Genomic DNA, 22,100 nt, shown 5'->3' on the forward strand with positions numbered 1-22,100 from the left:
CCTGTGCTTCCAGATCGAGAAGGCGGTCGACGAGGGTGCGTGTTCCCTTGCCTTCTTCCACTATGTCCAGAACGCCCTTGATCGCTTTCAAAACCTTCTCGAGTTCAGCGCGATCTGCCGTGTCGGTTGCCCGGCGCTCGCGGTTCAGACGATTGGTCTCCTCTACGCAGGTGCGAATGGCCTTGGCGGCCACTTCGGGGCTCATCATCCGATCGCGGAGGCCATCGAGAACCCGCGCCTCCAGTTTCTCACGAGAGATGCTATGCCCGTTCGAACAGCTTCTCGTGTCGATATGGTTCGAACACGCAAACCGCCCCTGCCCGCGAAGGGTATAAGACCCGCCGCAGCATCCGCAGTAAACGAGGCCGGAGAGAAGGCTCCTCGGCCGACGGGTTCGGTTCAGTTTGTTGTGTGCCGCGCGCGTCGCTTCGATCACGCCGGCATACTGGACCGCTATATCTTCCTGTCTTGCCTTGGCTGCCTGCCACAGTTCCTCATCGACGATCCGTAGATCGGGGACGTCGGTGACGATCCATTCCGATTGCGGATTGATCCGTGACACGCGCTTGCCGGTCTGAGGATTCTTGAGATAGCGAAGCCGGTTCCAGACCAGCTTCCCGATATAGAGCTCGTTGTTAAGCAGACCGGTCCCACGCTTTGCGTGCCCCCGGATCGTCGTCGACGTCCAAAGTGTGCCGGTCGGCGCGGGTATGCCTGCTTCATTCAAGCGTCGCGCAATCGCCTGAGGGCTGAGTCCGTTGGCGAACTGCCGGAAGACCTGACGCACCACCTCGGCTTCGACGGCATTGATGCTGCGCTCGCCATGGACTGCCTCGCCTTCGCTGGAGAAGCGGCGAACAACGTCATAGCCGTAGCACAGGCCACCACCAGACTTGCCTTTCTCGACGCGTCCGCGCAGGCCACGATGGGTCTTCTTCGCAAGGTCCTTGAGGAACAGGGCATTCATGGTGCCCTTAAGGCCGACATGTAGCTCGGACACCTCGCCTTCAGCCAGCGTGACGATCTTCACGCCAGCGAATTGCAGGTGCTTGTAGAGCGTTGCAACGTCGGCTTGATCGCGGGATACGCGATCCAACGCCTCCGCGAGCAGAACATCGAACCGGCCCATCTGTGCGTCCTGAACGAGGGCCTGAATGCCGGGGCGCAGGATAACGCTGGCGCCGGAGATCGCAGCGTCCTTGTAGCTGCCTATAACATGCCAGCCTTCACGCTTCGCCTGCTCCCGGCATATTAGGAACTGATCCTCGATCGAGGCAGCACTCTGCTTGTCGTCGGAATAGCGGGCATAAAGGGCGACGCGGGTCATATCGTTCTCCTCGCGGAGAAATTAACATGATGCTCGTTACCTGCCAAATTGGGCGGCCCGCATTTAGGCAGTGGAGCATTCCTGCAGCTCACGAGGACAAGATAGCCTAGGCTTCAGAATGATCCATGGCGACGTTCCTCATTGGCGGACAAAGATTTCATAGGCGGGTACCGCTCGCATTCGAGTGCATCTTTGTAATCGCTTATGTCGCTCCCTATCTAGGGGGGGCGCAATTACTTGATCGAGGAATCCGACATGGCGAACGGATGGGCGCGCGATGGCGCCGTACAGGATCAGATCGATGATACGGTGACCGATGCTGTCTTGCGAGCCCGAGGCATGATGCCGACGGGCGAAGGTAGCGACGAATGCGACGATTGCGGCGAGGACATTCCGCAGGCTCGCCGCGCCGCCTTGCCGGGTACGCGGACCTGCGTTGCGTGCCAGGCGAAGCGGGATGCGAATATGCGCGCTGTCGGGATCAACCGGCGCGGGAGCAAGGACAGCCAGCTACGATAGACCTGTCGGTACGGTTCAAACCCGTCATTCAGCGCACTCGGGGAAAATCGTTCAGGGAAAAGCCTCTAATATCACGACATCGCATCGTTCTTCCTTGCCGATGCGGACTTCCGGCGGCGTACCGGCTTGCCGGCAATTTCGATCCAGACCGGTGCGTGGTCGCTGGTCTTTTCCCAGCCGCGCACGTGGCGGTCCACCTGCGCGTCGGTGAGCCGGTCGGTGAGCACCGGACTGAGCAGCAGATGATCGATCCGGAGACCGGCGTTGCGGGCGTAGGCGTTCCGAAAATAGTCCCACAATGTGTAGATCGTCTCGCCCGGGTGGAGGATGCGCAATGCGTCGGCCCAGCCCTGGTCGAGCAGCCGGAAATAAGCCGCGCGCACCTCGGGCGCGAACAGCGCGTCGTCGAGCCAGCGCTCGGGTTTGTAGACGTCCAGTTCGGTCGGCATGACGTTGAAATCCCCGGCGAGCATCACCGGCAGGCCGGTTTCAAGCAGCCCCGCAGCATGCGCGATCAGGCGCTCGAACCAACGGAGCTTATAGTCGAACTTGGGGCCGGGTCTGGGATTGCCGTTGGGTAGATAGAGGCCGCCGATCAGGATTCCGTTGACCGCCGCCTCGATATAGCGGATGTGACTGTCATCGGGATCGCCGGGCAAACCCCGGCGGGTTTCGTGAATCTCGCCGACACGGCTGAGGATGGCGACGCCGTTCCAGCTCTTTTGCCCGTGCCAGATCGCATCATAGCCAAGATCGCGGATCGCTCGCAGCGGGAATTTCTCCTGCGGCGCCTTCAATTCCTGCAGGACGACGATGTCGGGCTGGCGTTCGGCCAGCCAACGCAGCAGCACCGGCAAGCGGCCATTGACCCCATTCACATTGTAGGTTGCGATGATCACAGGTCGGGAAGGATCTGATCGGCGCGCCCCCAATGGGCAAGGTTCTTCGACGCCGCGCGCTTCACCATCTCCGCTCCATCGCCGATATGCCAGTGCGATGGCTTGTCGAGATCGCGCAGTTCCTCCCAGGTCAGCGGAACCGCGATCGGCGCATATTCGCGTGTCCGCGCGCTATAGGGCATGACTGCGGTCGCGCCGCGCTGATTGCGCAGATAGTCGATGAAGATTCTGCCCGTGCGCTTCGCCTTGGCCAACGCGGCGGTGAAGCGGCCCGGCTCGGCCTGGGCGAGCGCCAAAGCAAAGCGATGTGCGAAGTCCTTTACTACCGGCCATTCGGCCGAGGGCGTGAGCGGCGCGATGACATGGACGCCCTTGCCCCCGGTGACCATCGGGAAGGTCGTGAGACCCATCTGAGCGAGCACGTCCTGCACATGGAACGCCGCCGAGACGACATCCTGGAAATCCAGTTCCTCGTCGGGATCGAGATCGAAAACCAGGCGATCAGCCTTCTCGACATCCTCGATCCGCGCGCCCCAGCCATGAAACTCGATCGTGCCCATCTGGACGCAGGTGAGCAGGCCGGCGGGCGTATCGACGAACAGATAGGGTTCGTCATGGCCGTCCTTCTCGCGGATGCCGACTTGTTTGACGTCGTCGCCAAAGCTGCCGGCGTCATGTTTCTGGAAGAAGCATTTCTTCGATCGACCCTGCGGACAGCGTACGAGGCTGATCGGCCTGCTGCCGGCCCAAGGCAGCATGATCGGCGCGACGATCTCATAATAATCGGCGAGCTGGCCTTTGGTGAGCTTGCCTTCCGGAAAGATCACCCGCTCGCGATTGCTGATCTTGACGCTGCTGCGGGCCGGGGTGGTCGCGATGGCAACCGGTGTCTCGGTCTCCAGCACGACGGCTTCGGGCTTCTTGTCCTCGCGAAGCCCAAGATAGCTCGGATGACGCAGCACGCCTTCGTCGGTGAACTCGACAAAGGCGATCTCGGCCACAAGCCTGGGTTCGATCCAATGCGCGCCGCGAACAGCGGCGCGGGGCGCGTCGACGGTCGGGCCTTTGCGCGCGAGCGGCGCCATGATTTCCATGAGCCGCTCGATCTCATCGGCGGTAAAGCCGGTCCCGGCCTTGCCGGCATAGCGCAGCTTCCCATTCTCGTTGACGCCGAGCAGCAGCGAGCGGAACCCGCGCTGCTTATCCGAGGGCGTCCAGCCGACAATGACGAACTCCTGCCGGCGGATACACTTGGTCTTGAGCCAAGTGCCCGAGCGCGAGCCGCTGTATCGCGCGTCGGCGCGCTTCGAGATCACCCCTTCGAGGCCGGCGCCGCAGAAGCTGGCTAGCAGCTTCTCGCCATTGCCGACGATGTGATCGGAATAGCGGATGCGCCCTTTGGCTTCGCCGATCAGCGCCGCCAGCTTCTCCTTTCGCTCGATCAGCGGCGACCGGGTCAGATCCTCGCCGTCCAGTTCAAGCAGGTCGAAGGCGAAATAGTCGATCGCGTCAGGATCGCTTTTGAGCGCCGCCTGCAGGGCCTGAAAGCTGGTACGGCCGTCGGGAAGGGTCACCACCGCCTCGCCATCGATCAGCGCGCTGCCGACGTTCAGCTTCAACGCGTCGGTGATCAGCCCGGCGAACCGATCGGACCAGTCGAGACCCGAGCGCGTATAGGCGCGCCCTTCGCCGCCACCGATCGCGAGGAGCGTTCGATAGCCGTCATATTTGAGTTCGTGCAGCCAGCGATCGCCCGGTGGGACATGATCGACGAGCGCGGCCAGCTGCACCGGCTGAAACGGCGGCAATAGGCCAGATTTCTTGCGGCGGGCGGGCGCGGCGGCGGGCGTTCTGGAATTGCCGGCCGCCGCAGGTGACGCTTTGGCGCCCGCCTTGCGCTTGCGCACAGCCTTGCCCGCTGCAATCTCCTCCATCGTGCGCCCCGTATCGACGCTGGTAAGATGGGTGCCGATCAGATCGTCTGAGCCGCCGGCGAATTCATCCTGCACCTTTCGCAAAATCCAGTTCTCGCCCTTTTCCTTGCCGCGCGGCTTCAGACGAAAGAGGATCCACTCACCCTGCATCCGCCGGCCGTGAAGAATGAAATGGAGGTGACCTTCGGGCAGCGTCTGGCGAGGATCCTTGCCGGGGATCGATTCCCAGGTGCCATTGTCCCACAGCATCACCGTGCCGCCGCCATATTCGCCCTTGGGGATCGTGCCTTCGAACCGGGCATAGTCGAGCGGGTGATCCTCGGTGCGGACCGCGAGGCGCTTGTCGTCGGGATTGCTGCTCGGCCCGCGAGTGACCGCCCAGCTCACCAGCGTGCCGTCCAGTTCGAGGCGGAAATCATAGTGGAGGCGTGACGCCGCATGCTTTTGGACGACGAACCCGTTGCCGCTCGTCGGCTCGGTTGCGCCCGACGGCTCGGCCGTACGGTCAAAGTCGCGCTTCTCGCGATATCTTGCGAGGCGCTCGTCGGCCGAAGTGTTGTTCGCTCTCGAGGCTCTGGCCATATTGATTTCCGATCACCCCGTTAATTCGTACGGTGGTGCACTCGTTCCCCGCTCGCCCCTTCGCCGATCGTGCGGACGAAGCGATAGCTTGCCTGTTCGAACTTCAGAGAGCGGAAGAAATTGTGGCTGTTGTCGATCGTGATGTCGCTCATCGCCTCGATTTGACGGCAGCCGGCCTTCGCCAGTGCGGTCTCGGCGGCCGCCACCATCGCCGTTCCGACGCCGCGACGACGATGGCGCTTGTCGACTATGAGCACTGTCACGCGCCCGATCGGGCCGCGGTGGACAGTCGCTACAACCGCCCATCCGCAGCAGCCGACGATATCGCCCAGCTCGGCGACCACCATGCCGGCCTTCGCCTTTCGGGCTGCCGCGAGATTGTCTGCGACCTCCCTGCTACCGAGCGATACGCCGCTGAGCTGGCCGAGAAGCGCCGCCAGCGAACCAGCATCGTTCGCGGTGACAGCGCGAATACGCAACTCCGGTTCGGGTGCGGGCAAAGGCTCGGGATCGGGCTGGGGCGCTGGCTCAGCTTTCGGGACGAGCCGGAGTGAAGGCTGCGGACGCGCCTTCTTGGAAGGTTTCCGTGCCGGACCTGGCTCTTCTCGTCTACGCGGCGCCGGACGATCTCGTAACACCGGTTTTGCCCGGCGGCGGATGGGTTCCTCGTCCTCCTCGGGCTCGGCCGGGCGGGGTTTGTCTCTGGGGGCAGGTCGGTCGGGCGTCGCGTCGGCCGACTGCTTCCATGTGCTTTGCTCGCTGCTACGCAGATAGTCCTGAATGTCGTCGGCGCTCGCGGTCAGGCCATCGTCGCCGATACCGAGCAGCGCCTTGCCGCCCGCATCGGTCAGGCCATATTTCCCGAAGTCGCCGGTGCCGGGCTTGCGCCGCCGCGATTTGACCAGTCTCAGCCCCCGGTGCTGCGCCATCTCGCGGAGCTCGTCGTCGCTGACCTCTGCCATCTTACGACGAGCCTGCCATGCCAGCATTTGCAAGTGCGGCAGGATCGCCTCGGCATCTTATGGGTTCCAGATGACGCGACGCCCGGAACGACACGCAACGATACGCAGTTCTCCAGATATGCGCGCGCACCGCTTCTCTCAGTCCGCTATGATCGATCGCATCGGCTTCGATGACGATCTCGGCATCCTGTCGATCTCGTTTCGCGATACTGGCACATATCTCCATTATGACGTGCCGGCCGAGACCTTCGAGGGCTTCTGCCATGCGGCTTCGGCCGGAAGCTTCTTCAATGAGCTGATCAAGGACCGTTTTCGCTACGCACGCGATCCCGAACGGCGGCGCTTCGGGCCGAACGCCTGATCGCTCAGGCTTCGCCAAGGGCACGATAAACCGACATCAGATGGCGAGAAGCGACGGCCCGCGCGCGCGGCGACCGGATCGTCTCCTCATTGGTCTCATGAAGCATGGTGAGCATGTCGAGCACTTCCTGGCGGGGTGTGCCGGTTTCTCGCAAGTGCGTGCCGATCAACGTCAGCAGATTGGCCCACAGCGTGATGGCGCCTTCGGCAAACGCTGCATCGTCGTCGACGGTCGCCGCTACCGAGTCTGATCTGTCCGCCACGGATCAGGCCCGCTTGCGCGCAGCCGGTTTCGTGGCCGGCTTGGCCGCAGCCTTCTTGGCGGCCGGTTTCGCGGCAGCCTTGCTGGTCTTCTTTGCCGCCGCCTTGGACGAGCCACCACCCGATGAGCCGAGCGAGTTCTTGAGCGCGGCCATCAGGTCGACGACGTTGGAACCACGCGAATCGCTGCCCTTGTCATCGCTCTCGATGTTAAGCGTTTTGCCCTTCTTCTTGCGCTCGATCAGCTCCTTGAGCGCGTCGGCATAGCGATCGTGAAACTCCCTCGCATCGAACTTGCCGGTCTTCTTGTCGATCAAGGTGGTGGCGAGGTCGAGCAATTCCTCGTCCGGATCGGTATCGCCGATCTCGCGGAAATAGCTCGTCGCCTTATTGACCTCATCGGCGTATCGCAGTGTCTCCATCACCATGCCGCGCCCGCAAGCTTTTATGCTGACGACATATTCCCGTCCGCGCATAGCGAGCTGGCCGAGGCCGATCTTGCGGGTGCGTCGGAGCGCCTCGCGCAGGACGATGAAGGCCTCCTCGGCGAGATCGTCGGCCGGCACGACATAATAGGGCTTCTCGAAATAGATCGCGTCGATGTCATGGCTATCGACGAACTGGGTCAACTCGAGCGTCTTCTTGCTCTCCAGTTTGACCCCCTCGATCTCGTCGTCGTCGAGCAGGACATATTCGCCCTTGGCATATTCGAAGCCCTTGACGATCTCATCGACGTCGACCGGGCCGATCCCCGGCACGACCTTTTCATACTTGATCCGCTGGCCCGAGGGCTCATGAATCTGGTTGAACGCGATCGTGGCGCCGCTCCTCGTCGCCGAATAGATTTCAACGGGAATGGAGACCAGCGCCAGTCGGATCTGACCTTTCCAATAGGGACGTGCAGCCATCGATCCTCTCCTTCGCAGATTCTCCTAATCCCTAATGCCTTCGGCTCGTTCCCGCGCAATCTGCATCGCCGCGTAATCTACGTCGCCGCACCAGGCAAAGGTGTCGATGACCGGTGCATGGGGCTGTCGCTAGCCCGCGATCAGCGGCTCGCTGGTCGGGATAAGGAACGGCATCAGCAAACTTTGCTTCCCTATGGTTGAGTGCTAGAAGGCGAGGGCGCTGCGAAAAGGGCAGGGCCGGGACTGCTAATCCCGCAAATGGCCAAGGAAGCTCGGGAAACTCTGTTTTCCGGGATGCCGCCGTGCATGTCCAAACCTTCGGGTGAAAGACGGCGGCGCATGTCATTTGCGTGTTAGCAGTCCCGGCGGCTCCCGCGTCCAGTGCGCGGGAGTTCGGGATCGTCACCGCATCCGCCTCGGCACTTCCGCCTCATCCGCCATGGATGCGGGATGGAGATTCCCATGCACGAAAGCCGTGGAGACGATGCACCCTTCCCTATCGGGCCGTACGGGCGATCACGTCACTGTCGAGGAATTCGAAAAGCTGCGACAGCGCGTTCCGCCGCGCGTCATGCATCTATGTCCCCACGACCGAATAGCGATCGAGCGCACGACGCGGATATTATGTGCCTGTCTCGATGACGGGCAGGAACGTGCGTTCGGGTACGGCTCGCTCTACTGGCTCATGCTCGTGGGCGACAACGCCGATCCGCAAAAGATCGACAAGCACCAACTTGAACTCTCCAAATTCGAACTCTGGGCATTCGTCGATCCCGAGTTCAATAAGGGAAGGGCACGCCATCTGGATGAGGCCCGACATATCATTAAAGCGGAAGTGGATCACCTGGCGACGATCACGTTGTCCATCTTCACCATCGATGAGCCCAAACGGTTCCGCGTTGAAGACAACCACTTCCTGACGGATCGCTATGACACGGGCATCGTTCTCTACGACCGCGCAATGGATGGACCGCGGGAGCCAAAGGCGCAGGCGCGTTTTGACAGGATTACGGCCGCTGCCATGAGGCTGCCCGAACCGCAGCATTCTGCCTTCGCCTGGTACCGGCGCCATGGGCTGGGCACGGTCAAGGGACTGGCGAAGTGCACACGCAGCTCAGCTAAAGAAGAGATGCACCTCGCTCAGGCCTTTGGGAAATTGCTCGGGTGCATCGGGGACGATGCCCTCCCGCATTCGCTTCGTCCCGGAGCGCGCAATCACCCATCCCACAACCTCAACCTCTATCACCGCCCCCAGGACTTCGACCGGATTCTGGCGGTGTCTCATTACCGTCACGCCCTGTATTTCCTGGAGACAGCGGAGGAGACCCTGCCGAAATACGGGCTTGATGTCCTCGTCCGCCATGCCGCCTATGCTACCGAGTTTGGGCTCAAGGCGATCCTTTTGAAGGCAGGCTACCACGACCACTTGATCCGCCGGCAAATCGGCCTCGATCTCGAGCATGCCTTGCTGGACGCCTTGAGGAACGGGTTGCCCGAGCCCTCGCCAGATCTGATGCGGTTGATTGGCCCGCTCTCTCGCTATCACAGCCAGGGCAGAACCCCGGAGCTGGCGCGGGCCGTAGGGGCGGCGGTGCCGCCTGACGAGATTGTGGGGACGGTCTGCGCGTTGATCCGGTCCGTAGGGTTGGTGACAGGCTATGAAGGGTTACCCGCCGATACCGGTTGAGGAAGCGTTCTGCGAAAGGAAAGTCCCGGAGTGGACCGCGCGCCGCACTGCATTGAAATGCACCGCCCAAGGTCCCGAATTACCGAGGATGTGAAGGGCTCCTCGACGGGAGAACCCTGCTGGCAGCTTCGTGGCATGTCGCAAGCCGTAGCCGGCAGTGATGAAACGGCAATGTATGTCGCACATGCCGCTCTCGTCCGCATGCGCATGTGGCAAGCGCGAGATCATCACGATAGGAGTGTCCTGCAGGAGGGCGCCCCGATTGATGCCTCAGTTCAAAGATATATTTCGATTCAACACGCATAGTGCTTTGTTGGCGATGCCAGGGTTCGCCCTGTTGCTTGTGGGCGGTGTGAGTGCCGGCGCCGCGATGCCGGCCTCCATCGCAGCGGGTGCGGCGTTCTCGGTCGGCTTCGGGGCGACCAAGCGAGTGTTTCATAATCGATGGGCCGCGATGACGCTGGCTGGAATCGGCATGACACTTGTCGCCTTTATCGGCACGATCCTTGGCAACGATCCATATGTGACACTGGCGGCGACAGCCCTGATGGGAGGTCTTTGCGGTGCGTTGATCAGCCGCGACATCGATTTGTGGTGGGTCTGGCTCCAGATCATCATTGCCTTTCTGCTGGCGCTGCACTTCCCCGGAAGCGTGCTCGATGGTCTGCGCCGGGCTGTGTTGGTGGCGGGTGGGTCTGCGATCCAGATCGCAGCGGTCGGATTGATGGTGGGAGTGATCGGCGAGGGAAAAGAAATTCCGGCAGCGCGCAGCGATCGGGCGACCCGACAGGAAATGCTGCTCCACGCGCTTCGAGCGGCGCTGTGTATCACCATCGCAAAAGTCGCCGCGGACAAGGCAGGTGTCGAGCATGGCTACTGGGCTGCCCTGACCGCTATGGTCGTTCTCAAGCCGGGGCTACGCGATACCGGTGTACGTGGCATCGAGCGAATTGGCGGCACGGTCGCCGGCATTGTTCTTGCGACGATAGTGCTGCATCTGCTGGCTGCGGTACCGCTTCCGCTGGCGGGTGCTGCTGTGTTGTCCGCTGGTTGTGCGTTCGGGTTCCAGAAAGCGCGTTACGCGGTTCTGAGCGCGGCCATCACCATGAGCGTCATATTGATGATCGCGCTGGCGGGCGGAGAGATCAAAGGCGCGGAAACCGACCGATTGCTCGCAACGCTGATCGGTGGCGCTGTCGCCCTGGCCGGGGCAATGATCGCACCGCGCCGATTGCCGGGTCAGCGCAACGCCGATGACAACGAATGAATCTGCTGCAAATTCATGCGATCACCATTCGAGCGGGGCGGTCGCGCTCTGGCCATACCCGCTCCCATAAGGAAGGCCGCAGCGTTTAACCAAGAACGGCAAACCGCTGCAGTCTCAGGCTGACAGTGCCGGTCCTGGTGCGTCGGTGATACGGGACACTGCAACGAGCCCGCCATCGCAGAAATCGATCGCAGCCTCAGCTCCTTGCCAAGCGCAGTAAGGCCAGCCAGCTTACAGTCACGTCCAGAAGATTCTCCCTGGCGATCCTGTCGATGCCGGAAATGCCCAGCAGCGCGCGAACCTGATCGAGCGAGACCCAAGATCGCGGGCGCGCCGGAGGAAGGACAGCCGACCCATAGTTCGCCCATGGTGCCGAGTTGGACATAGGGCTTGCTTTGCGTCCTGTAGGGATTGCTGTGCAGAACTGCCGCCCGATATAGGTGGCATCGATTGCTAAGTGCCCACGTCCTTCATTCTCCCACATACCGACACAAGGTGCGCGCCTTGGAATGCCCGGTATGCCCAACCACAGCGTTGGGAAGCTGTACGGCTTCAGGATAGCGTTTCAACGCTCCTATCGACCGCAGTGGAGAGAATAACGGCTGTATCCTGCCAGGCGGCAGCCCCTCTTTCGGGGGCCTGGCAGGGCGTAACAACATCCATGACGCGGCTTGTGGCCCAAGATCGGCCGCCACGCACCGAAGCCGAAATGCCTCGGATCGGAACGAGAAAGACTGTAAGAACGGCCTTGTCGAGGCCCAGGAAAGAGATCGCCTGCTTTGAGCTGAAAGAGAACTTTCTTTCCGCCTTGCATAGGCTTGTGCCTCAAGGCATCCCATTAGGGGGATCAGGCTGAGGGCGGCGTACCCTGACAATGCTGCACAGCCCCCGCAGCGGTGATGAGAAAGGCTTCATCGCTAAAACGGACGGAAGGCAGGATGATGGATCAGCGTGTCACAGATCTTTGGAATCGCCTCATGGCTTACAATGAGGGCGACGCTATTCCGCTTGCCGCATTCCGTGACGAGGTTCTGCAGTTGCACGAGGCCATCACCGATGAGGAGAGCCGAATTGGCCTCATGCGGATCTTCAATCTTGTCTGTGACTTAGTGGCGGTGCATCTCGAAGAAACGGGGGGCGATCTCCACGCTTTTGCCGCTCATCGGCAAAGCCAGATTTGGATGTTCTTGCGGGCCGAAAGCCTTCTCGATGGCGTGCTGGACCGTAGCCGACTTCGTGATGTGACCGGGCGTGAGGTGCAGGCCGGTCGCATGACGCCGGACGATCCGCTGCGACTGTACGCCCTGGGCGATGATTCGGCTTTCGCCGAGTTCTTGGAAGCGCCGTCAGCGCAGCCGACGCGCCACTAGGACGGAACACCGGCCTGCGGGCTCGCAGCAAGAAACAGCGCAGCGAGCGGCGCAAAGCTGGCGCCGATAAACCACGACGCAGTCGCTTTTCTGCCTGCGCCGGTGTAACGATGCTTGGGTGAAAGCTGCTATTCACCGGCCTTGAGGACTGTCCGAAGGAAAGGCCGAGGAGGATGAATCCGAGGATTATGTAGATGCACTCACCTGCGCTGCCTTGGCTGAAAAGCTGGGGAGCAAATCCACTGCGCGCCGCAATCATCCCAGTCGAGCAGCCCAATCGGATGGACGCTGGACCCTCCTTGCGTTCCTTCTCGCCTGGGCGATCGTTGTGCTGACAATCGGTGGGGCGATCTGTATTATCTCAACGTCAATATGATGCCGATGCCCGCGAGCATATGAGCACCATGTTCGGGCATTGATGGAACCGATGGCGAGCAGCCGAAATAACGCCAGCAAAATACCTGTGGTGTCTAGTTGCTCCCCAACAGTAAGACGGTGCTCCCGATAAAACGATCGGGGCCATTTGGTCATCCTGTCGGTACCGGCATCAAGTATCTGCAGTGCTCTGCGACGCGGCGGTGCCGGAAATGCCTGCTTTTGCGAGATCTGGATTTTGCGCGACCTGTTGGTCGACGCCGTCCTGGGCGCCCTCTTTCGCCGCCTGCTTGACCGATTTTTCGAACATGCGCTTCAGCACCCAACCGACCGCGAAAGTCACCGTCGCGGTGACAACGGCGCGAGCTGCGGTATCCTCGAGCGAGCGAAAGAGCTGTTTGCGGCGCTGGCGTCCATTCTGACCGGCAATGAGGTCGGCTACTTTCTCTCGTTTGCGCATTCGATCACCTCCTGGTTTCGGTCGTAGTATGCGTAACGCACGAAAAGGGAGAAGGGTGGCCGAGATAAAAGAACAGCCGGCTGGCAGATGATCCGAGCGCCCTTCAGGGCGATGCCGGGGAAAATCCTGAGGACTACAGTCCGCCCGCGAAAATGGTTCTCAGAGGCGTAGCAGGTTTTCAGCCGGCCAGCCTCGTCACTCGCCGGTTTGGGCATCTGGAGCGGCAATCTGCTTGGATACTGGTGCTTCACCTTGGCGGAAGAATAGGGAAAGTATGAGTAGGACCGCGGTCGAGAGAAATTCGCTCTCCCAGTTTTCGAAGACCCTTCGGCAAGCTTTTTACAGGCGACGCCAATTGACGAGGAAGTCTGGGAAGCGGTTGAGCAGCTTTTACGGGCAGTCCGACGATCAGGTATCACGAGGCGGGATACACCTTTCCCTCTGTCGCGTTCGCCTTGATCATTCATCCCATGGAAGGAGAGATGTCATGGCACAGACCGATATTGCCACGGACGAAACCAATCGGCTAATCGCCTCGAACAAGGTTGAGGGCACCACCGTCTACAACGCCCAGCGCGAAAAGCTCGGCTCTATCTACAATTTCATGGTCGAAAAGCGCTCGGGCAAGGTGGAATATGCCGTACTTCAGTTCGGCGGCCTGTTCGGGCTGGGGAGCGATTATTATCCGCTACCCTGGGACGTGCTGACCTATGATACCGATCAGGGAGGCTATGTCGTCAATCTCGACAAGAGCGTGCTGGAACAGGCGCCCCGCTATGCAGGCGACAGCGAGCCGGCTTTCGATCGCAACTACGGGCGAGAGGTATATGGCCATTACGGCGTCGACTACCCCTATTGATCGGACAGAAGTGGCCGGCCCGTAGGGCCGGCTACTTTTTCGCGCTTATGACGACTTGTCGCTGAGCGCCTCGCCACCTTCCTCCTCTTCCAGCAGAACGGCTGCCGATCCGGCTGCAGACAGACGTACCTGATTGCCTTCGACAGCGGCCACCAATCCTCCTGAAAAATAATGGTGATGATCGGAGTGCGAGCCGCTGTCGGCTTTCGTCATCTTGATCCGATCGCCCTCGACCTTGTCGACAGTGCCGATATGGACGCCATCTGCGCCGATGATCTCCATATGCTCCTTGATTTGGCTCAGGTCCGTCATCTCAGTTCCTTTCATCGGGTGAAATTTCTGTACCCATTTGCCAGGCCGGGCTCGATTTTCCCGTCGCCGGGCAGTTGGTTTGCGCTATGTCCCGTCGAGCGGCAGAAGCGATCTAGCCGTTCACAATGATCCCGCCATTTGGATGGAGCACCTGCCCGGACATGTAGCTGGAATCCTCGCAGGCGAGAAACAGGAAGGCCGGGGCGACTTCATTGGGCTGGCCCGGCCGACCCATGGGCGTGCTCTCGCCAAAATGCTCCAGCTTCTCAGGTTTTGCGCCGCCGCATGGGTTGAGCGGGGTCCAGATCGGTCCCGGTGCGACCGCATTCACGCGAATGCCATCGCCGACCAGATTTTCCGACAATGACCGAGTAAAGGCCGTGATCGCACCCTTGGTCGAGCTATAGTCGAGCAGATCCTTGCTGCCCTGGTACATGGTGACGCTCGTGCAGTTGACGATCGCCGCGCCCGGCTTGAGGTGCGGGCGCGCGGCCTGCGTCAGGAAGAACATGCCAAAGATATTGGTCTGGAAGGTTCGGCGCAGCTGTTCCTCGGTTATGTCCGTGATGTCCTCATCGGGATGCTGCTCGCCGGCATTGTTGACGAGAATGTCGATCCTGCCGAATGCATCGAGCGTCTTGCGTACGATCTCCTCGCTGAAATCCTTCTCGCCGATATCGCCGCGGATGGTGATCGCCTTGCGTCCTTCGGCCTCGACGATCCGCTTCGTTTCGGCGGCATCGTCGTCCTCGAGCAGATAGACTATGGCGATGTCAGCGCCTTCACGGGCATAAAGTGCCGCCACGGCGCGCCCGATGCCACTGTCGGCGCCGGTGATGATCGCAACCTTGTCCTTGAGACGCTCAGCCCCCTTATAGCGAGGCTGCCACTCGGGCTTTGGCTCGAGTTTGCTTTCATGCCCGGGAAGCGCATCTTCGTGGATCATCTGGGCGGTCTCGGTCATTGCGGCATCTCCTTTGGAGACAGAACCCTTTTCTTGCCGATGAGTTCTCCTGTCAGTGAACGGATGATCGCACGCCTGCGTCAGTCGACACCAAAGGAGACGATTGATGGCACTCAAGGCCCTGGCTCTCAATTGCACCCTTAAGAGCAACGCGAAGGAAGCCAGCTCAACCGACACCATGATCGCGGTGTTGAAACAGGCATTTTCCGACTGTCAGGTTACGATTACCGAGACAGTGCGGGCGGCAGCGCTCGATATCAGAGCCGGAGTAACATCCGACGAAGGGGACGGCGATGCCTGGCCTGCGCTGCGCGAGAAAATACTGGCGCACGACATCCTCGTCTTCGGCGGCCCGATCTGGATGGGGCAGATATCCAGCGTCGCCAAGCGCGTGCTCGAACGGATGGACGCGTTTCTCTCGGAGACGGACGATCAGGGCCGCATGCCCAGCTATGGAAAAGTCGCGGTGGCGGCGATCGTTGGCAACGAGGACGGCGCGCATTTTTCATCCGCCCAGCTTTTCCAGGCCCTGAACGATGTAGGCTGGACCATTCCAGCGGTCGCGGCATGCTACTGGGTCGGCGAGGCGATGGGGTCCACGGATTTCAAGGATTTGGCGACGACGCCGGAAAAGGTGACGGAAACTGCAAAGATGGTGGCTGGCAACGCCGCCCATCTGGCCGGCTTGCTGCAGAAAAATCCCTATCCCGGCTGAGCCAAAATTCTCGTTCTGATCAGCTTCCAGGGAGAAAGCTTTCGTGAAAGATACAGGATGGATTGCCGCAGGGGAGTTCGTCCGGCATCCGTCAATGGTCGGCTCGGCCTTTCCCGCAAGCGCCCGAATGGTGCGCCGTATGCTGGCCCCGTTGAACTGGTCTAACATCGAGGTTCTCGTGGAATACGGGCCGGGCAGCGGCAGATTTACCTTCGAAATGCTCAGGCGCATGCATTCGAAGCGCGCGTCGATCTGGCGAAGATCGCGCCAAAGCGCGATTTCTGACCACCAAGAAATTGCGGCGAGCCGATCGAAACAGATCGGGACGAATTGGCTGCTGCCGCGTTCAAGGGATTGGCGGTGGCAACCGACAAGGAGAAGGATCATGCCTCGCGGAGACAAGTCGAGCTACACCGACAAGCAGAAGCGCAAGGCCGAGCATATCGAAGAGGGCTATGAGGATCGCGGCGTAGGCAAGGAGGAGGCAGAGAGGCGCGCCTGGGCGACGGTCAACAAGGAGTCCGGCGGCGGAAAGAAATCTGGCTCTGGCCGCGGCAAGAAAGAAAACCACGAAAGTTCGCGCAAAGGTGGCCGCAAGGGCGGATCGAGTCAGAGCGCGGAAAAGCGCTCTGCGGCCGCGAAAAAGGGCTGGGAAACCCGCCGACGCAAGGGAAATGCCTGATGTCGACCCACAAGATGATGGCGCTGCACACGAATGTGAGTGGCGTGCATGACGCTGGGGTGTCCTGGTGACGCACTGCAAATCTTAATTTTCGGGATAGGCGTGTATGACGGAATGGATCACAGATATTGTCGAGCGGATGGGGTACTGGGCCATCGGCCTGCTCATGCTGCTTGAGAATGTCTTTCCTCCCATACCCTCTGAAGTGATCATGCCCCTGGCCGGCTACACTGCCGCCGACGGCGGCCTCAACATCATACTTGTCATCATATGCGGCACGATAGGGACGGTCACTGGCGCCGCCTTCTGGTGGTGGCTGGCAGGAAAATGTGGTGAACGGCGATTGAAAAAGCTGGCTGACCGCCACGGACGCTGGCTTACCTTGTCGGCTAACGAAATCGACCACGTTGATGCTTGGTTTGATCGGCACGGTTCCTGGGCCATTCCCGTCGCTCACATCATTCCTGGTCTGCGCACGCTGATCTCGATTCCGGCTGGCGTGTTCGGCACTCCTTTTCCAAGGTTTCTCATCTTGACCACGCTGGGATCGGCTGTGTGGAACAGCCTTCTTGCAGGAGCCGGATACTTCCTCGGCCGACAATTTTCGGCCGTCGATCGTTATCTTGGGCCTGCTGGCCTCACGATCATGGCAGCAGTGCTGCTGTACTACGTTTATCGCGTCATCACCTTTAAGCCGAGTGTCGAAAATGCTTGAGGACGATCTCTCCGTCACCCTCATGAGGCTCGGGCTCGCGACGCTTCTGGGCCTCGTGCTGGGGTTCGAACGCGAACGCCACGGCCATGATGCAGGCCTGCGAACACATGGTCTAGTCGCGCTGAGCTCAGGGATGCTTACCTTGTCTGCCCTGGAACTCGTGGAACACCATGGGGAGGGCGACCCTGTTCGCGTCATACAAGGGCTTGCACAAGCTATCGGCTTTATCGCCGGAGGCTTGATCTTTGTGCGCGGGGGCGATGTACGAAACATGACAACGGCGGCCAGTCTCTGGATGGCTGCGGCTGTCGGCATAACCGCCGGTGCTGGGCAGTATATTCTTGTGCTGGCAGGTACGGCCCTCGCCGTCCTACTCCTGGTCGCTGCGACCTTCGTTGAACGCATGCTGCCAAAAAATGGCGGATCGCCAGATAGCCAGAAATCGGTGCAGATGCCGAACCGGCGTGGCTCTGTCGTTCCCTCTCCTCCACCCGGTCAGCTTGGCGAGGAGGAAAAGTAGAGCCGCCTTGAGGAGCACCATAGCACAAGGCTTCGAGCCCTGACTGGGTTTCGCCCCCTGGAATCCGACCTAATGCAGGTACATGGAATTGGTCATAACGCGAGCGATGCCACGGCAGCGTGCGCCACACGCGGCCCAGAACCCACCCATAAATCGGCCAGGACGGCAGGGCTAACGGCCAGCCCGTGCTGCCGGTTAAGAGGAGTCCTTAGGAGCAGACTGTGCAGTTCGGGCCCGCAGGGCCCGCTGCTATATGGCGGGAAAGCTACATTTCCGCCTCCATCTGGCCAATTTCCGCAGAAACGCATGCGGGGCTTCGACGAAGGGCCTACAGCGCCCTTGCGTCGTCGTCAGATGACGTGGGGCTCGGATAGGGCATGATCAGCTTTCCGTCAGGGGCGGCGGTGAACGTCGTTTGCGTGGGATAAGGAATGGAAATCCCCTCCTGGGCGAACCTTTGCACGACCGCCACCATCAGCCGGTCGCGCAGCGGATGCGCCACGCCCCAGTCCTTGCCCGGCACGTCGACCAGCAGGCTGAAATCGAGCGCACTAGCGCCGAAGCTCTCGAACCCGGCCCTTGCCGCCTTACCGCCTTCCGCCTCGACAAGTTCGGTCAGGATGCCGGGAATGCGCGCGAGCGTCTCGGGCGGGGTCTCGTAGGCGACGCCGATGGTGAACGGCAAACGGATATGATCACGCCCGCTGACGTTCAGGATTTCCTTGTCGAGCAGGTTCTTGTTGGAGATGATCCGCAGTTCGCCCGTATAGGCGCGGATGCGCGTGGACTTGAGACCGATCGCCTCGATCGTGCCCGACGAATTGTCGAAGCTGATCTGGTCGCCCTTGGAAAACGGTCGGTCGAAGATGATCGCCAGCGCGGCGAACAGGTCGGCGAAGATACCCTGCGCAGCCAGACCTATGGCGATACCGCCGACGCCCAGACCCGCGACGAGGCCGGTAACGTTTACGCCGATGTTGTCGAGCAGCACCACGGCCGCCACCGCGAAGACCACCACGCTGACCAACAGGCGGATGAGGCCCATGGCATTAATGATCGCCTCGCCCTTGAAATGCTCGGCCGAGGTCTTGTGCTCTATCGCGCCGAGGATGAACTCGCGCGCCCAGATCGCGCCTTGCATCACCGCAGCCAGGGTGAACAGGAACGTTACCAGCTTGTCGAGCATCGGAGGCGTCTGCGCGTATCCGTCCACCGCACGGATGGCGACCATGATGATGAAGTAGTTGGTGGTCTTGGTGATGGCCCGGCCGACGATGGTACGCCAGTCGCCCCGCCCGCGCTCCTTTCGGCACAGACGCGCGCCAAGCCCGCGCAGGGCGTAGAGCGCGGAGACGATGGCGACGGCGATGGCCAATGCGATGATGATCTGCAGCCAGTACGCCTGGAACCACGAAACCGTCGATCGCGACAGGTCGCGAATTTGCGTGGATACGTCCGGGATGGCGGCTCTTGCGAGAGCTGGGGAAGTTGCAGCGGGCGTGGCTGCGGCGATAATCTGGATTACGCTCATCGTATGCACATGATCCTGCGTCTGTGGCGCGGTTGCGGATGGCGACCCGAACCGGCGGATTGGCGACGCTTGCACGACAGGCGCGCAAAGTGTCGGCGCGGGCCTCTAAAATGGACTGACCCCGAGTTTGTTCCCGTATCGAGTGATGAAGTCCCTCACGCTTTCGGGAATGCGACCGTAGCGGCGGCGATTGGCCTAATCTTGAACATCGTCAGCGCCCTACCGCTATCATCACCACGGGCACACGAGCATCACGATCATGATCATGGGCACCGTGACCATCGTCATGGATGAGCGCAAACGACAACTACCTGCGTTCGGCCTATCTGCCTGTTCTGGGCGGCGCACTAACGTCGATGAGGGAGATCGTCACGCTGCTGGCGAGGCATTGCCGGGGCTCGACGGTCCTCAACCCGCTGATGAATGTAATCGATTCGGTGGTCGTCGCGCGCCGCCGACGGGGAGAAAAGCCCGCAATGCCGAGCGGGATCCCTGGAATCGTCACCGGCTCGTACTCAGAGTCTGGCGCCCAACCAAACCCTAAAAACTGTTGCTGTTATTTTCCCACAGGCTGGGTATGCGAAGGGCGATGCGAGAGAACACCTACAGTCTGAATCGAACTTTCGGTTTCGCAATCGCGATGATCGCCCTCATTGCGCTCGTCGGCAGCGGAGGCGTCCTTATCACCTTGTCCCAATTGCATTCTGCGACGGCGTCGCGCTTCCGCTCTTCGCAGATCATTGTCGGACTGAGCGCCATCAAGAACGAGATGCTCAACCAGGAGACCGGCGCGCGAGGCTATTTGCTGACCGGACGTCGGACAAGTCTGCAGCCCTATGAAGAGGGGCGACGCAACTTCGACCATAGTATCGCGGAGCTGAAGGTTCTGCTGGCCACGAACCAACCTCAGTTGGATGCGCTTGAAGAAGCCGAACAAGCGGCGCGAAACTGGCAGCGTCAGGTGGGCGCCGTCATCATCAGGGACATGGCCTATCCCACGGCGCGCGATCACGCCCGTTCGATCGAAGCAGACGGGCAGGGCAAGGCCATGTTCGACACCTTCCGCGCACGGCTCGCCACTATCGAACAGCGCGAACAGGATTCGCTGGTTGTCCAGACCCGCCTGGTTGCGCGCGCGGAAGAAACCGCGCGGTTCACCCTGTGGGCTTCGTTGGTCCTGACATTGTTGATCAGTCTGGGGGTCGCAGTAGCCCTCAGCCGGTACATAGCCCGTCCCCTTGTGGGTTTGGCGGAAACGATGCGGAGGCTTGTCGCGCGTGACACGTCGGTATCCATCCCAAGCCTCAACCACCGCAATGAGGTTGGCGCCATGGCGCGTGCCGTCGCGGTGTTCAAAGACAGCCTCATCGAACTCGACCGCACGTCGGTCCTGCGGGTGACCGCGGATACCATGCCGGCGATGATCGCTTATATCGAGGCGGACAGATCCATCGGCTTTCTGAATGAGGAGTTTGCGCGCCGCTTCAGCGTTACGGCGGAGGACGTAGCTCATGTTTCGGGCCGAAATCTGGATCAATTGTTTCCTCAAAAGACGTTCCCAGGCGCTGGCGACGAACTCCAGACGGCACTCAGCGGGGAGGAAGTTCGGTTTGCCTTCCAGCTGCCCGATGCCGCGTCGCCGAGGGATTTCGAGGGTTACTTCCGTCCCCACCGCGCCAATAGCGGCCGTATCCTTGGGGTCGTCGCGCTCTTTACCGATGTGACGGATCGAAAGGAAATCGACCAGAAGCTGCGGCATCAGGCTCATGATCTCCAGCGTTCCAATGCCGAGCTCGAGCAGTTCGCCTATGTCGCCTCACACGATCTCAAAGCGCCTCTTCGCGGGATCGAGAACCTGGCGAGCTGGATCGAGGAGGACCTGGGTGACAAGCTGGAGGGCGATACCCGAACGAACATGGATTTGCTGAAGAGCCGGGTACGTCGGCTCGAGAGTCTGCTTAGTGATCTGCTCGCCTATTCGCGCGCCGGGCGCGACGACAATGTGATCCGGGAGGTTGATACGAGGGCGCTGGTCTCGGATCTTGCGGCCCTCATCAGCCCGCCGGAGGGCTTTCGGATCGAGGCGGACGCGAGTTTGCCTACGCTGGTAACCGCGCAAGCCGCGCTCACCCAGACGCTGCAGAACCTCATAGGAAACGCGGTAAAGCATCACCCGGATCCGGCCCATGGCCTTATCCAGGTTAAGGCGGCATCTGTGGGCAACATGTACGAGTTCACCGTCAGCGATAATGGGGCAGGGATACCCGAACAGTTCCGCGAACGGGTGTTCGGTATGTTCCAGACCCTCAAGCCAAGGGATGAAGTGGAAGGTAGCGGAATGGGGCTTGCGATTGTAAGGAAGCTCGTCGAACGGCAATCCGGACAGGTGTGGTTGAGCGAGAATGAGGCCCGCGGCCTCACCGTGCATTTCACCTGGCCCGCTATCTCCAAGGAATCTCGAGCATGAATCCAACCGTCAATCTGTTGCTCGTCGAAGATGACGAGGTCGATGTGCAAGGCCTAAAGCGCGCGTTCGCCAAAAGCCGGATCGCCAACCCGATCACAGTGGCTCGTGACGGCATCGAGGCACTGGAAGTGCTGCGGGGCGAAAACGGCCAGGAAAAGCTGCCCAAGCCTCACCTCATCCTGCTCGACCTCAACATGCCCCGGATGAACGGCATCGAATTCCTGGAAGCCATTCGGGCGGATGAGGAGCTGAAAGGCTCTGTGGTGTTCATGATCACCACCTCCAAGGCGGACGAGGACAAGGCGCGCGCCTATGGGCACAATGTCGCGGGCTACATCGTCAAGCAGGACCCGGCAAACACCTTTATGGAAGCCGTATCACTGCTTGAACATTATTGGAGAATCGTTGAGTTTCCGCGCTGACG

The 22,100-nt window shown here is 60.8% G+C and carries 21 protein-coding genes and 2 pseudogenes; 12 read left to right on the plus strand and 11 right to left on the minus strand.

Annotation, left to right across the window (positions count from 1 at the left end):
* Nucleotides 1-274: 274 nt before the first annotated feature.
* Nucleotides 275-1,327: pseudogene (locus WBP06_RS26480) on the minus strand (recombinase family protein); the annotation flags it as partial.
* A 255-nt stretch (nt 1,328-1,582) separates the two neighbouring features.
* Between WBP06_RS26480 and WBP06_RS26485 the strand changes: the two are divergent.
* Nucleotides 1,583-1,846 carry a DksA/TraR family C4-type zinc finger protein gene (locus WBP06_RS26485; RefSeq protein WP_004212606.1) on the plus strand — a complete coding sequence of 88 codons (264 nt, stop codon included), beginning with the start codon at nt 1,583-1,585 and terminating at the stop codon, nt 1,844-1,846.
* Nucleotides 1,847-1,917: 71 nt separating this feature from the next.
* Here the strand turns inward: WBP06_RS26485 and xth are convergent, their stop codons facing one another.
* From xth to WBP06_RS26500, 3 genes are read right to left on the minus strand one after another with little or no spacing between them, the layout of a single operon-like run.
* Complete coding sequence (gene xth / locus WBP06_RS26490; RefSeq protein ID WP_279729630.1) at nt 1,918-2,745, minus strand: exodeoxyribonuclease III; 828 nt, start codon at nt 2,743-2,745, stop codon at nt 1,918-1,920.
* The gene (ligD, locus tag WBP06_RS26495) at nt 2,742-5,261 is read right to left on the minus strand and encodes a DNA ligase D (RefSeq protein ID WP_395335561.1); all 2,520 of its coding nucleotides are present in this window, start codon (nt 5,259-5,261) and stop codon (nt 2,742-2,744) included. The genes xth and ligD overlap by 4 nt, the downstream gene beginning before the upstream one ends.
* Before the next feature lie 20 nt (nt 5,262-5,281).
* Complete coding sequence (locus WBP06_RS26500; RefSeq protein WP_279729628.1) at nt 5,282-6,223, minus strand: GNAT family N-acetyltransferase; 942 nt, start codon at nt 6,221-6,223, stop codon at nt 5,282-5,284.
* A 148-nt stretch (nt 6,224-6,371) separates the two neighbouring features.
* Here WBP06_RS26500 and WBP06_RS26505 point away from each other — a divergent pair, with 148 nt between their 5' ends.
* Complete coding sequence (locus WBP06_RS26505) at nt 6,372-6,584, plus strand: KTSC domain-containing protein (RefSeq protein WP_279729627.1); 213 nt, start codon at nt 6,372-6,374, stop codon at nt 6,582-6,584.
* Nucleotides 6,585-6,588: 4 nt separating this feature from the next.
* Here the strand turns inward: WBP06_RS26505 and WBP06_RS26510 are convergent, their stop codons facing one another.
* Entirely contained in the window at nt 6,589-6,846 is a 258-nt protein-coding gene (locus tag WBP06_RS26510) for a hypothetical protein (RefSeq protein WP_103094709.1), read from the minus strand.
* Between the two features lie 3 nt (nt 6,847-6,849).
* Nucleotides 6,850-7,752: a Ku protein gene (locus WBP06_RS26515; RefSeq protein WP_103094710.1), complete on the minus strand. Its 903-nt coding sequence runs from the start codon at nt 7,750-7,752 to the stop codon at nt 6,850-6,852.
* A gap of 484 nt (nt 7,753-8,236) precedes the next feature.
* Between WBP06_RS26515 and WBP06_RS26520 the strand changes: the two genes are divergently transcribed.
* From WBP06_RS26520 to WBP06_RS26530, 3 genes are all read left to right on the plus strand, one after another.
* Nucleotides 8,237-9,439, plus strand: coding sequence for a HEPN domain-containing protein (locus tag WBP06_RS26520; RefSeq protein WP_395337590.1), 1,203 nt, complete (start codon nt 8,237-8,239; stop codon nt 9,437-9,439).
* 265 nt (nt 9,440-9,704) lie between these two features.
* A complete protein-coding gene (locus tag WBP06_RS26525) occupies nt 9,705-10,706 on the plus strand; it encodes an FUSC family protein (protein ID WP_004212623.1) in 1,002 nt (333 codons plus the stop codon).
* A gap of 977 nt (nt 10,707-11,683) precedes the next feature.
* Nucleotides 11,684-12,076: a hypothetical protein gene (locus WBP06_RS26530; protein WP_004212624.1), complete on the plus strand. Its 393-nt coding sequence runs from the start codon at nt 11,684-11,686 to the stop codon at nt 12,074-12,076.
* 547 nt (nt 12,077-12,623) lie between these two features.
* Here WBP06_RS26530 and WBP06_RS26535 read toward each other — a convergent pair.
* The gene (locus WBP06_RS26535; RefSeq protein WP_004212625.1) at nt 12,624-12,911 is read right to left on the minus strand and encodes a hypothetical protein; all 288 of its coding nucleotides are present in this window, start codon (nt 12,909-12,911) and stop codon (nt 12,624-12,626) included.
* A gap of 195 nt (nt 12,912-13,106) precedes the next feature.
* A pseudogene (locus WBP06_RS26540) lies at nt 13,107-13,226 on the minus strand (DUF6766 family protein); the annotation flags it as partial.
* A gap of 172 nt (nt 13,227-13,398) precedes the next feature.
* Here WBP06_RS26540 and WBP06_RS26545 point away from each other — a divergent pair.
* Nucleotides 13,399-13,770 (plus strand): PRC-barrel domain-containing protein, encoded by a 372-nt coding sequence (locus tag WBP06_RS26545; protein WP_004212627.1) that lies wholly within the window; start codon nt 13,399-13,401, stop codon nt 13,768-13,770.
* 45 nt (nt 13,771-13,815) lie between these two features.
* On the opposite strand, the gene WBP06_RS26550 is transcribed toward WBP06_RS26545, so the two are convergent.
* Both WBP06_RS26550 and WBP06_RS26555 read right to left on the minus strand, forming a co-directional pair.
* Nucleotides 13,816-14,082 carry a DUF2171 domain-containing protein gene (locus tag WBP06_RS26550; protein ID WP_004212628.1) on the minus strand — a complete coding sequence of 89 codons (267 nt, stop codon included), beginning with the start codon at nt 14,080-14,082 and terminating at the stop codon, nt 13,816-13,818.
* Nucleotides 14,083-14,194: 112 nt separating this feature from the next.
* The gene (locus WBP06_RS26555; protein WP_103094715.1) at nt 14,195-15,046 is read right to left on the minus strand and encodes an SDR family oxidoreductase; all 852 of its coding nucleotides are present in this window, start codon (nt 15,044-15,046) and stop codon (nt 14,195-14,197) included.
* A 106-nt stretch (nt 15,047-15,152) separates the two neighbouring features.
* On the opposite strand from WBP06_RS26555, the gene WBP06_RS26560 reads away from it, so the two are divergent.
* The 4 genes from WBP06_RS26560 to WBP06_RS26575 all read left to right on the plus strand — a co-directional run bounded on the left by WBP06_RS26560 (nt 15,153) and on the right by WBP06_RS26575 (nt 17,678).
* Nucleotides 15,153-15,761 carry a flavodoxin family protein gene (locus WBP06_RS26560; protein ID WP_004212632.1) on the plus strand — a complete coding sequence of 203 codons (609 nt, stop codon included), beginning with the start codon at nt 15,153-15,155 and terminating at the stop codon, nt 15,759-15,761.
* A 385-nt stretch (nt 15,762-16,146) separates the two neighbouring features.
* Nucleotides 16,147-16,443: a hypothetical protein gene (locus tag WBP06_RS26565; RefSeq protein WP_004212633.1), complete on the plus strand. Its 297-nt coding sequence runs from the start codon at nt 16,147-16,149 to the stop codon at nt 16,441-16,443.
* A 106-nt stretch (nt 16,444-16,549) separates the two neighbouring features.
* Entirely contained in the window at nt 16,550-17,158 is a 609-nt protein-coding gene (locus WBP06_RS26570; RefSeq protein WP_004212634.1) for a DedA family protein, read from the plus strand.
* Nucleotides 17,151-17,678, plus strand: a complete 528-nt coding sequence (locus WBP06_RS26575) for an MgtC/SapB family protein (RefSeq protein WP_037491505.1) — start codon at nt 17,151-17,153, stop codon at nt 17,676-17,678. The genes WBP06_RS26570 and WBP06_RS26575 overlap by 8 nt, the downstream gene beginning before the upstream one ends.
* Nucleotides 17,679-18,006: 328 nt before the next feature.
* Here the strand turns inward: WBP06_RS26575 and WBP06_RS26580 are convergent, their stop codons facing one another.
* Nucleotides 18,007-19,209, minus strand: a complete 1,203-nt coding sequence (locus WBP06_RS26580; protein WP_279731281.1) for a mechanosensitive ion channel family protein — start codon at nt 19,207-19,209, stop codon at nt 18,007-18,009.
* A 589-nt stretch (nt 19,210-19,798) separates the two neighbouring features.
* On the opposite strand from WBP06_RS26580, the gene WBP06_RS26585 reads away from it, so the two are divergent.
* On the plus strand, nt 19,799-21,676 hold the full coding sequence (locus tag WBP06_RS26585; RefSeq protein WP_159078589.1) for an ATP-binding protein: 1,878 nt from the start codon (nt 19,799-19,801) through the stop codon (nt 21,674-21,676).
* Entirely contained in the window at nt 21,673-22,098 is a 426-nt protein-coding gene (locus WBP06_RS26590; RefSeq protein ID WP_004212641.1) for a response regulator, read from the plus strand. The genes WBP06_RS26585 and WBP06_RS26590 overlap by 4 nt, the downstream gene beginning before the upstream one ends.
* Nucleotides 22,099-22,100 lie beyond the last annotated feature (2 nt).

The organism is Novosphingobium mississippiense, assembly GCF_044029535.1.
Classification (GTDB): domain Bacteria; phylum Pseudomonadota; class Alphaproteobacteria; order Sphingomonadales; family Sphingomonadaceae; genus Novosphingobium.

Excerpts from the sequence above, each read along its gene's own strand:
- WBP06_RS26560 (WP_004212632.1), top strand. The coding sequence starts at position 15,153 with ATGGCACTCAAGGCCCTGGCTCTCAATTGCACCCTTAAGAGCAACGCG.
- WBP06_RS26505 (WP_279729627.1), top strand. The coding sequence starts at position 6,372 with ATGATCGATCGCATCGGCTTCGATGACGATCTCGGCATCCTGTCGATC.
- WBP06_RS26485 (WP_004212606.1), top strand. The coding sequence starts at position 1,583 with ATGGCGAACGGATGGGCGCGCGATGGCGCCGTACAGGATCAGATCGAT.
- WBP06_RS26515 (WP_103094710.1), bottom strand. The coding sequence starts at position 7,752 with ATGGCTGCACGTCCCTATTGGAAAGGTCAGATCCGACTGGCGCTGGTC.
- WBP06_RS26570 (WP_004212634.1), top strand. The coding sequence starts at position 16,550 with ATGACGGAATGGATCACAGATATTGTCGAGCGGATGGGGTACTGGGCC.
- WBP06_RS26545 (WP_004212627.1), top strand. The coding sequence starts at position 13,399 with ATGGCACAGACCGATATTGCCACGGACGAAACCAATCGGCTAATCGCC.
- ligD (WP_395335561.1), bottom strand. The coding sequence starts at position 5,261 with ATGGCCAGAGCCTCGAGAGCGAACAACACTTCGGCCGACGAGCGCCTC.
- WBP06_RS26530 (WP_004212624.1), top strand. The coding sequence starts at position 11,684 with ATGGCTTACAATGAGGGCGACGCTATTCCGCTTGCCGCATTCCGTGAC.
- WBP06_RS26550 (WP_004212628.1), bottom strand. The coding sequence starts at position 14,082 with ATGACGGACCTGAGCCAAATCAAGGAGCATATGGAGATCATCGGCGCA.
- WBP06_RS26585 (WP_159078589.1), top strand. The coding sequence starts at position 19,799 with ATGCGAGAGAACACCTACAGTCTGAATCGAACTTTCGGTTTCGCAATC.
- WBP06_RS26590 (WP_004212641.1), top strand. The coding sequence starts at position 21,673 with ATGAATCCAACCGTCAATCTGTTGCTCGTCGAAGATGACGAGGTCGAT.
- WBP06_RS26575 (WP_037491505.1), top strand. The coding sequence starts at position 17,151 with ATGCTTGAGGACGATCTCTCCGTCACCCTCATGAGGCTCGGGCTCGCG.
- WBP06_RS26525 (WP_004212623.1), top strand. The coding sequence starts at position 9,705 with ATGCCTCAGTTCAAAGATATATTTCGATTCAACACGCATAGTGCTTTG.
- WBP06_RS26535 (WP_004212625.1), bottom strand. The coding sequence starts at position 12,911 with ATGCGCAAACGAGAGAAAGTAGCCGACCTCATTGCCGGTCAGAATGGA.
- WBP06_RS26520 (WP_395337590.1), top strand. The coding sequence starts at position 8,237 with ATGCACCCTTCCCTATCGGGCCGTACGGGCGATCACGTCACTGTCGAG.
- WBP06_RS26500 (WP_279729628.1), bottom strand. The coding sequence starts at position 6,223 with ATGGCAGAGGTCAGCGACGACGAGCTCCGCGAGATGGCGCAGCACCGG.
- WBP06_RS26580 (WP_279731281.1), bottom strand. The coding sequence starts at position 19,209 with ATGAGCGTAATCCAGATTATCGCCGCAGCCACGCCCGCTGCAACTTCC.
- WBP06_RS26565 (WP_004212633.1), top strand. The coding sequence starts at position 16,147 with ATGCCTCGCGGAGACAAGTCGAGCTACACCGACAAGCAGAAGCGCAAG.
- WBP06_RS26555 (WP_103094715.1), bottom strand. The coding sequence starts at position 15,046 with ATGACCGAGACCGCCCAGATGATCCACGAAGATGCGCTTCCCGGGCAT.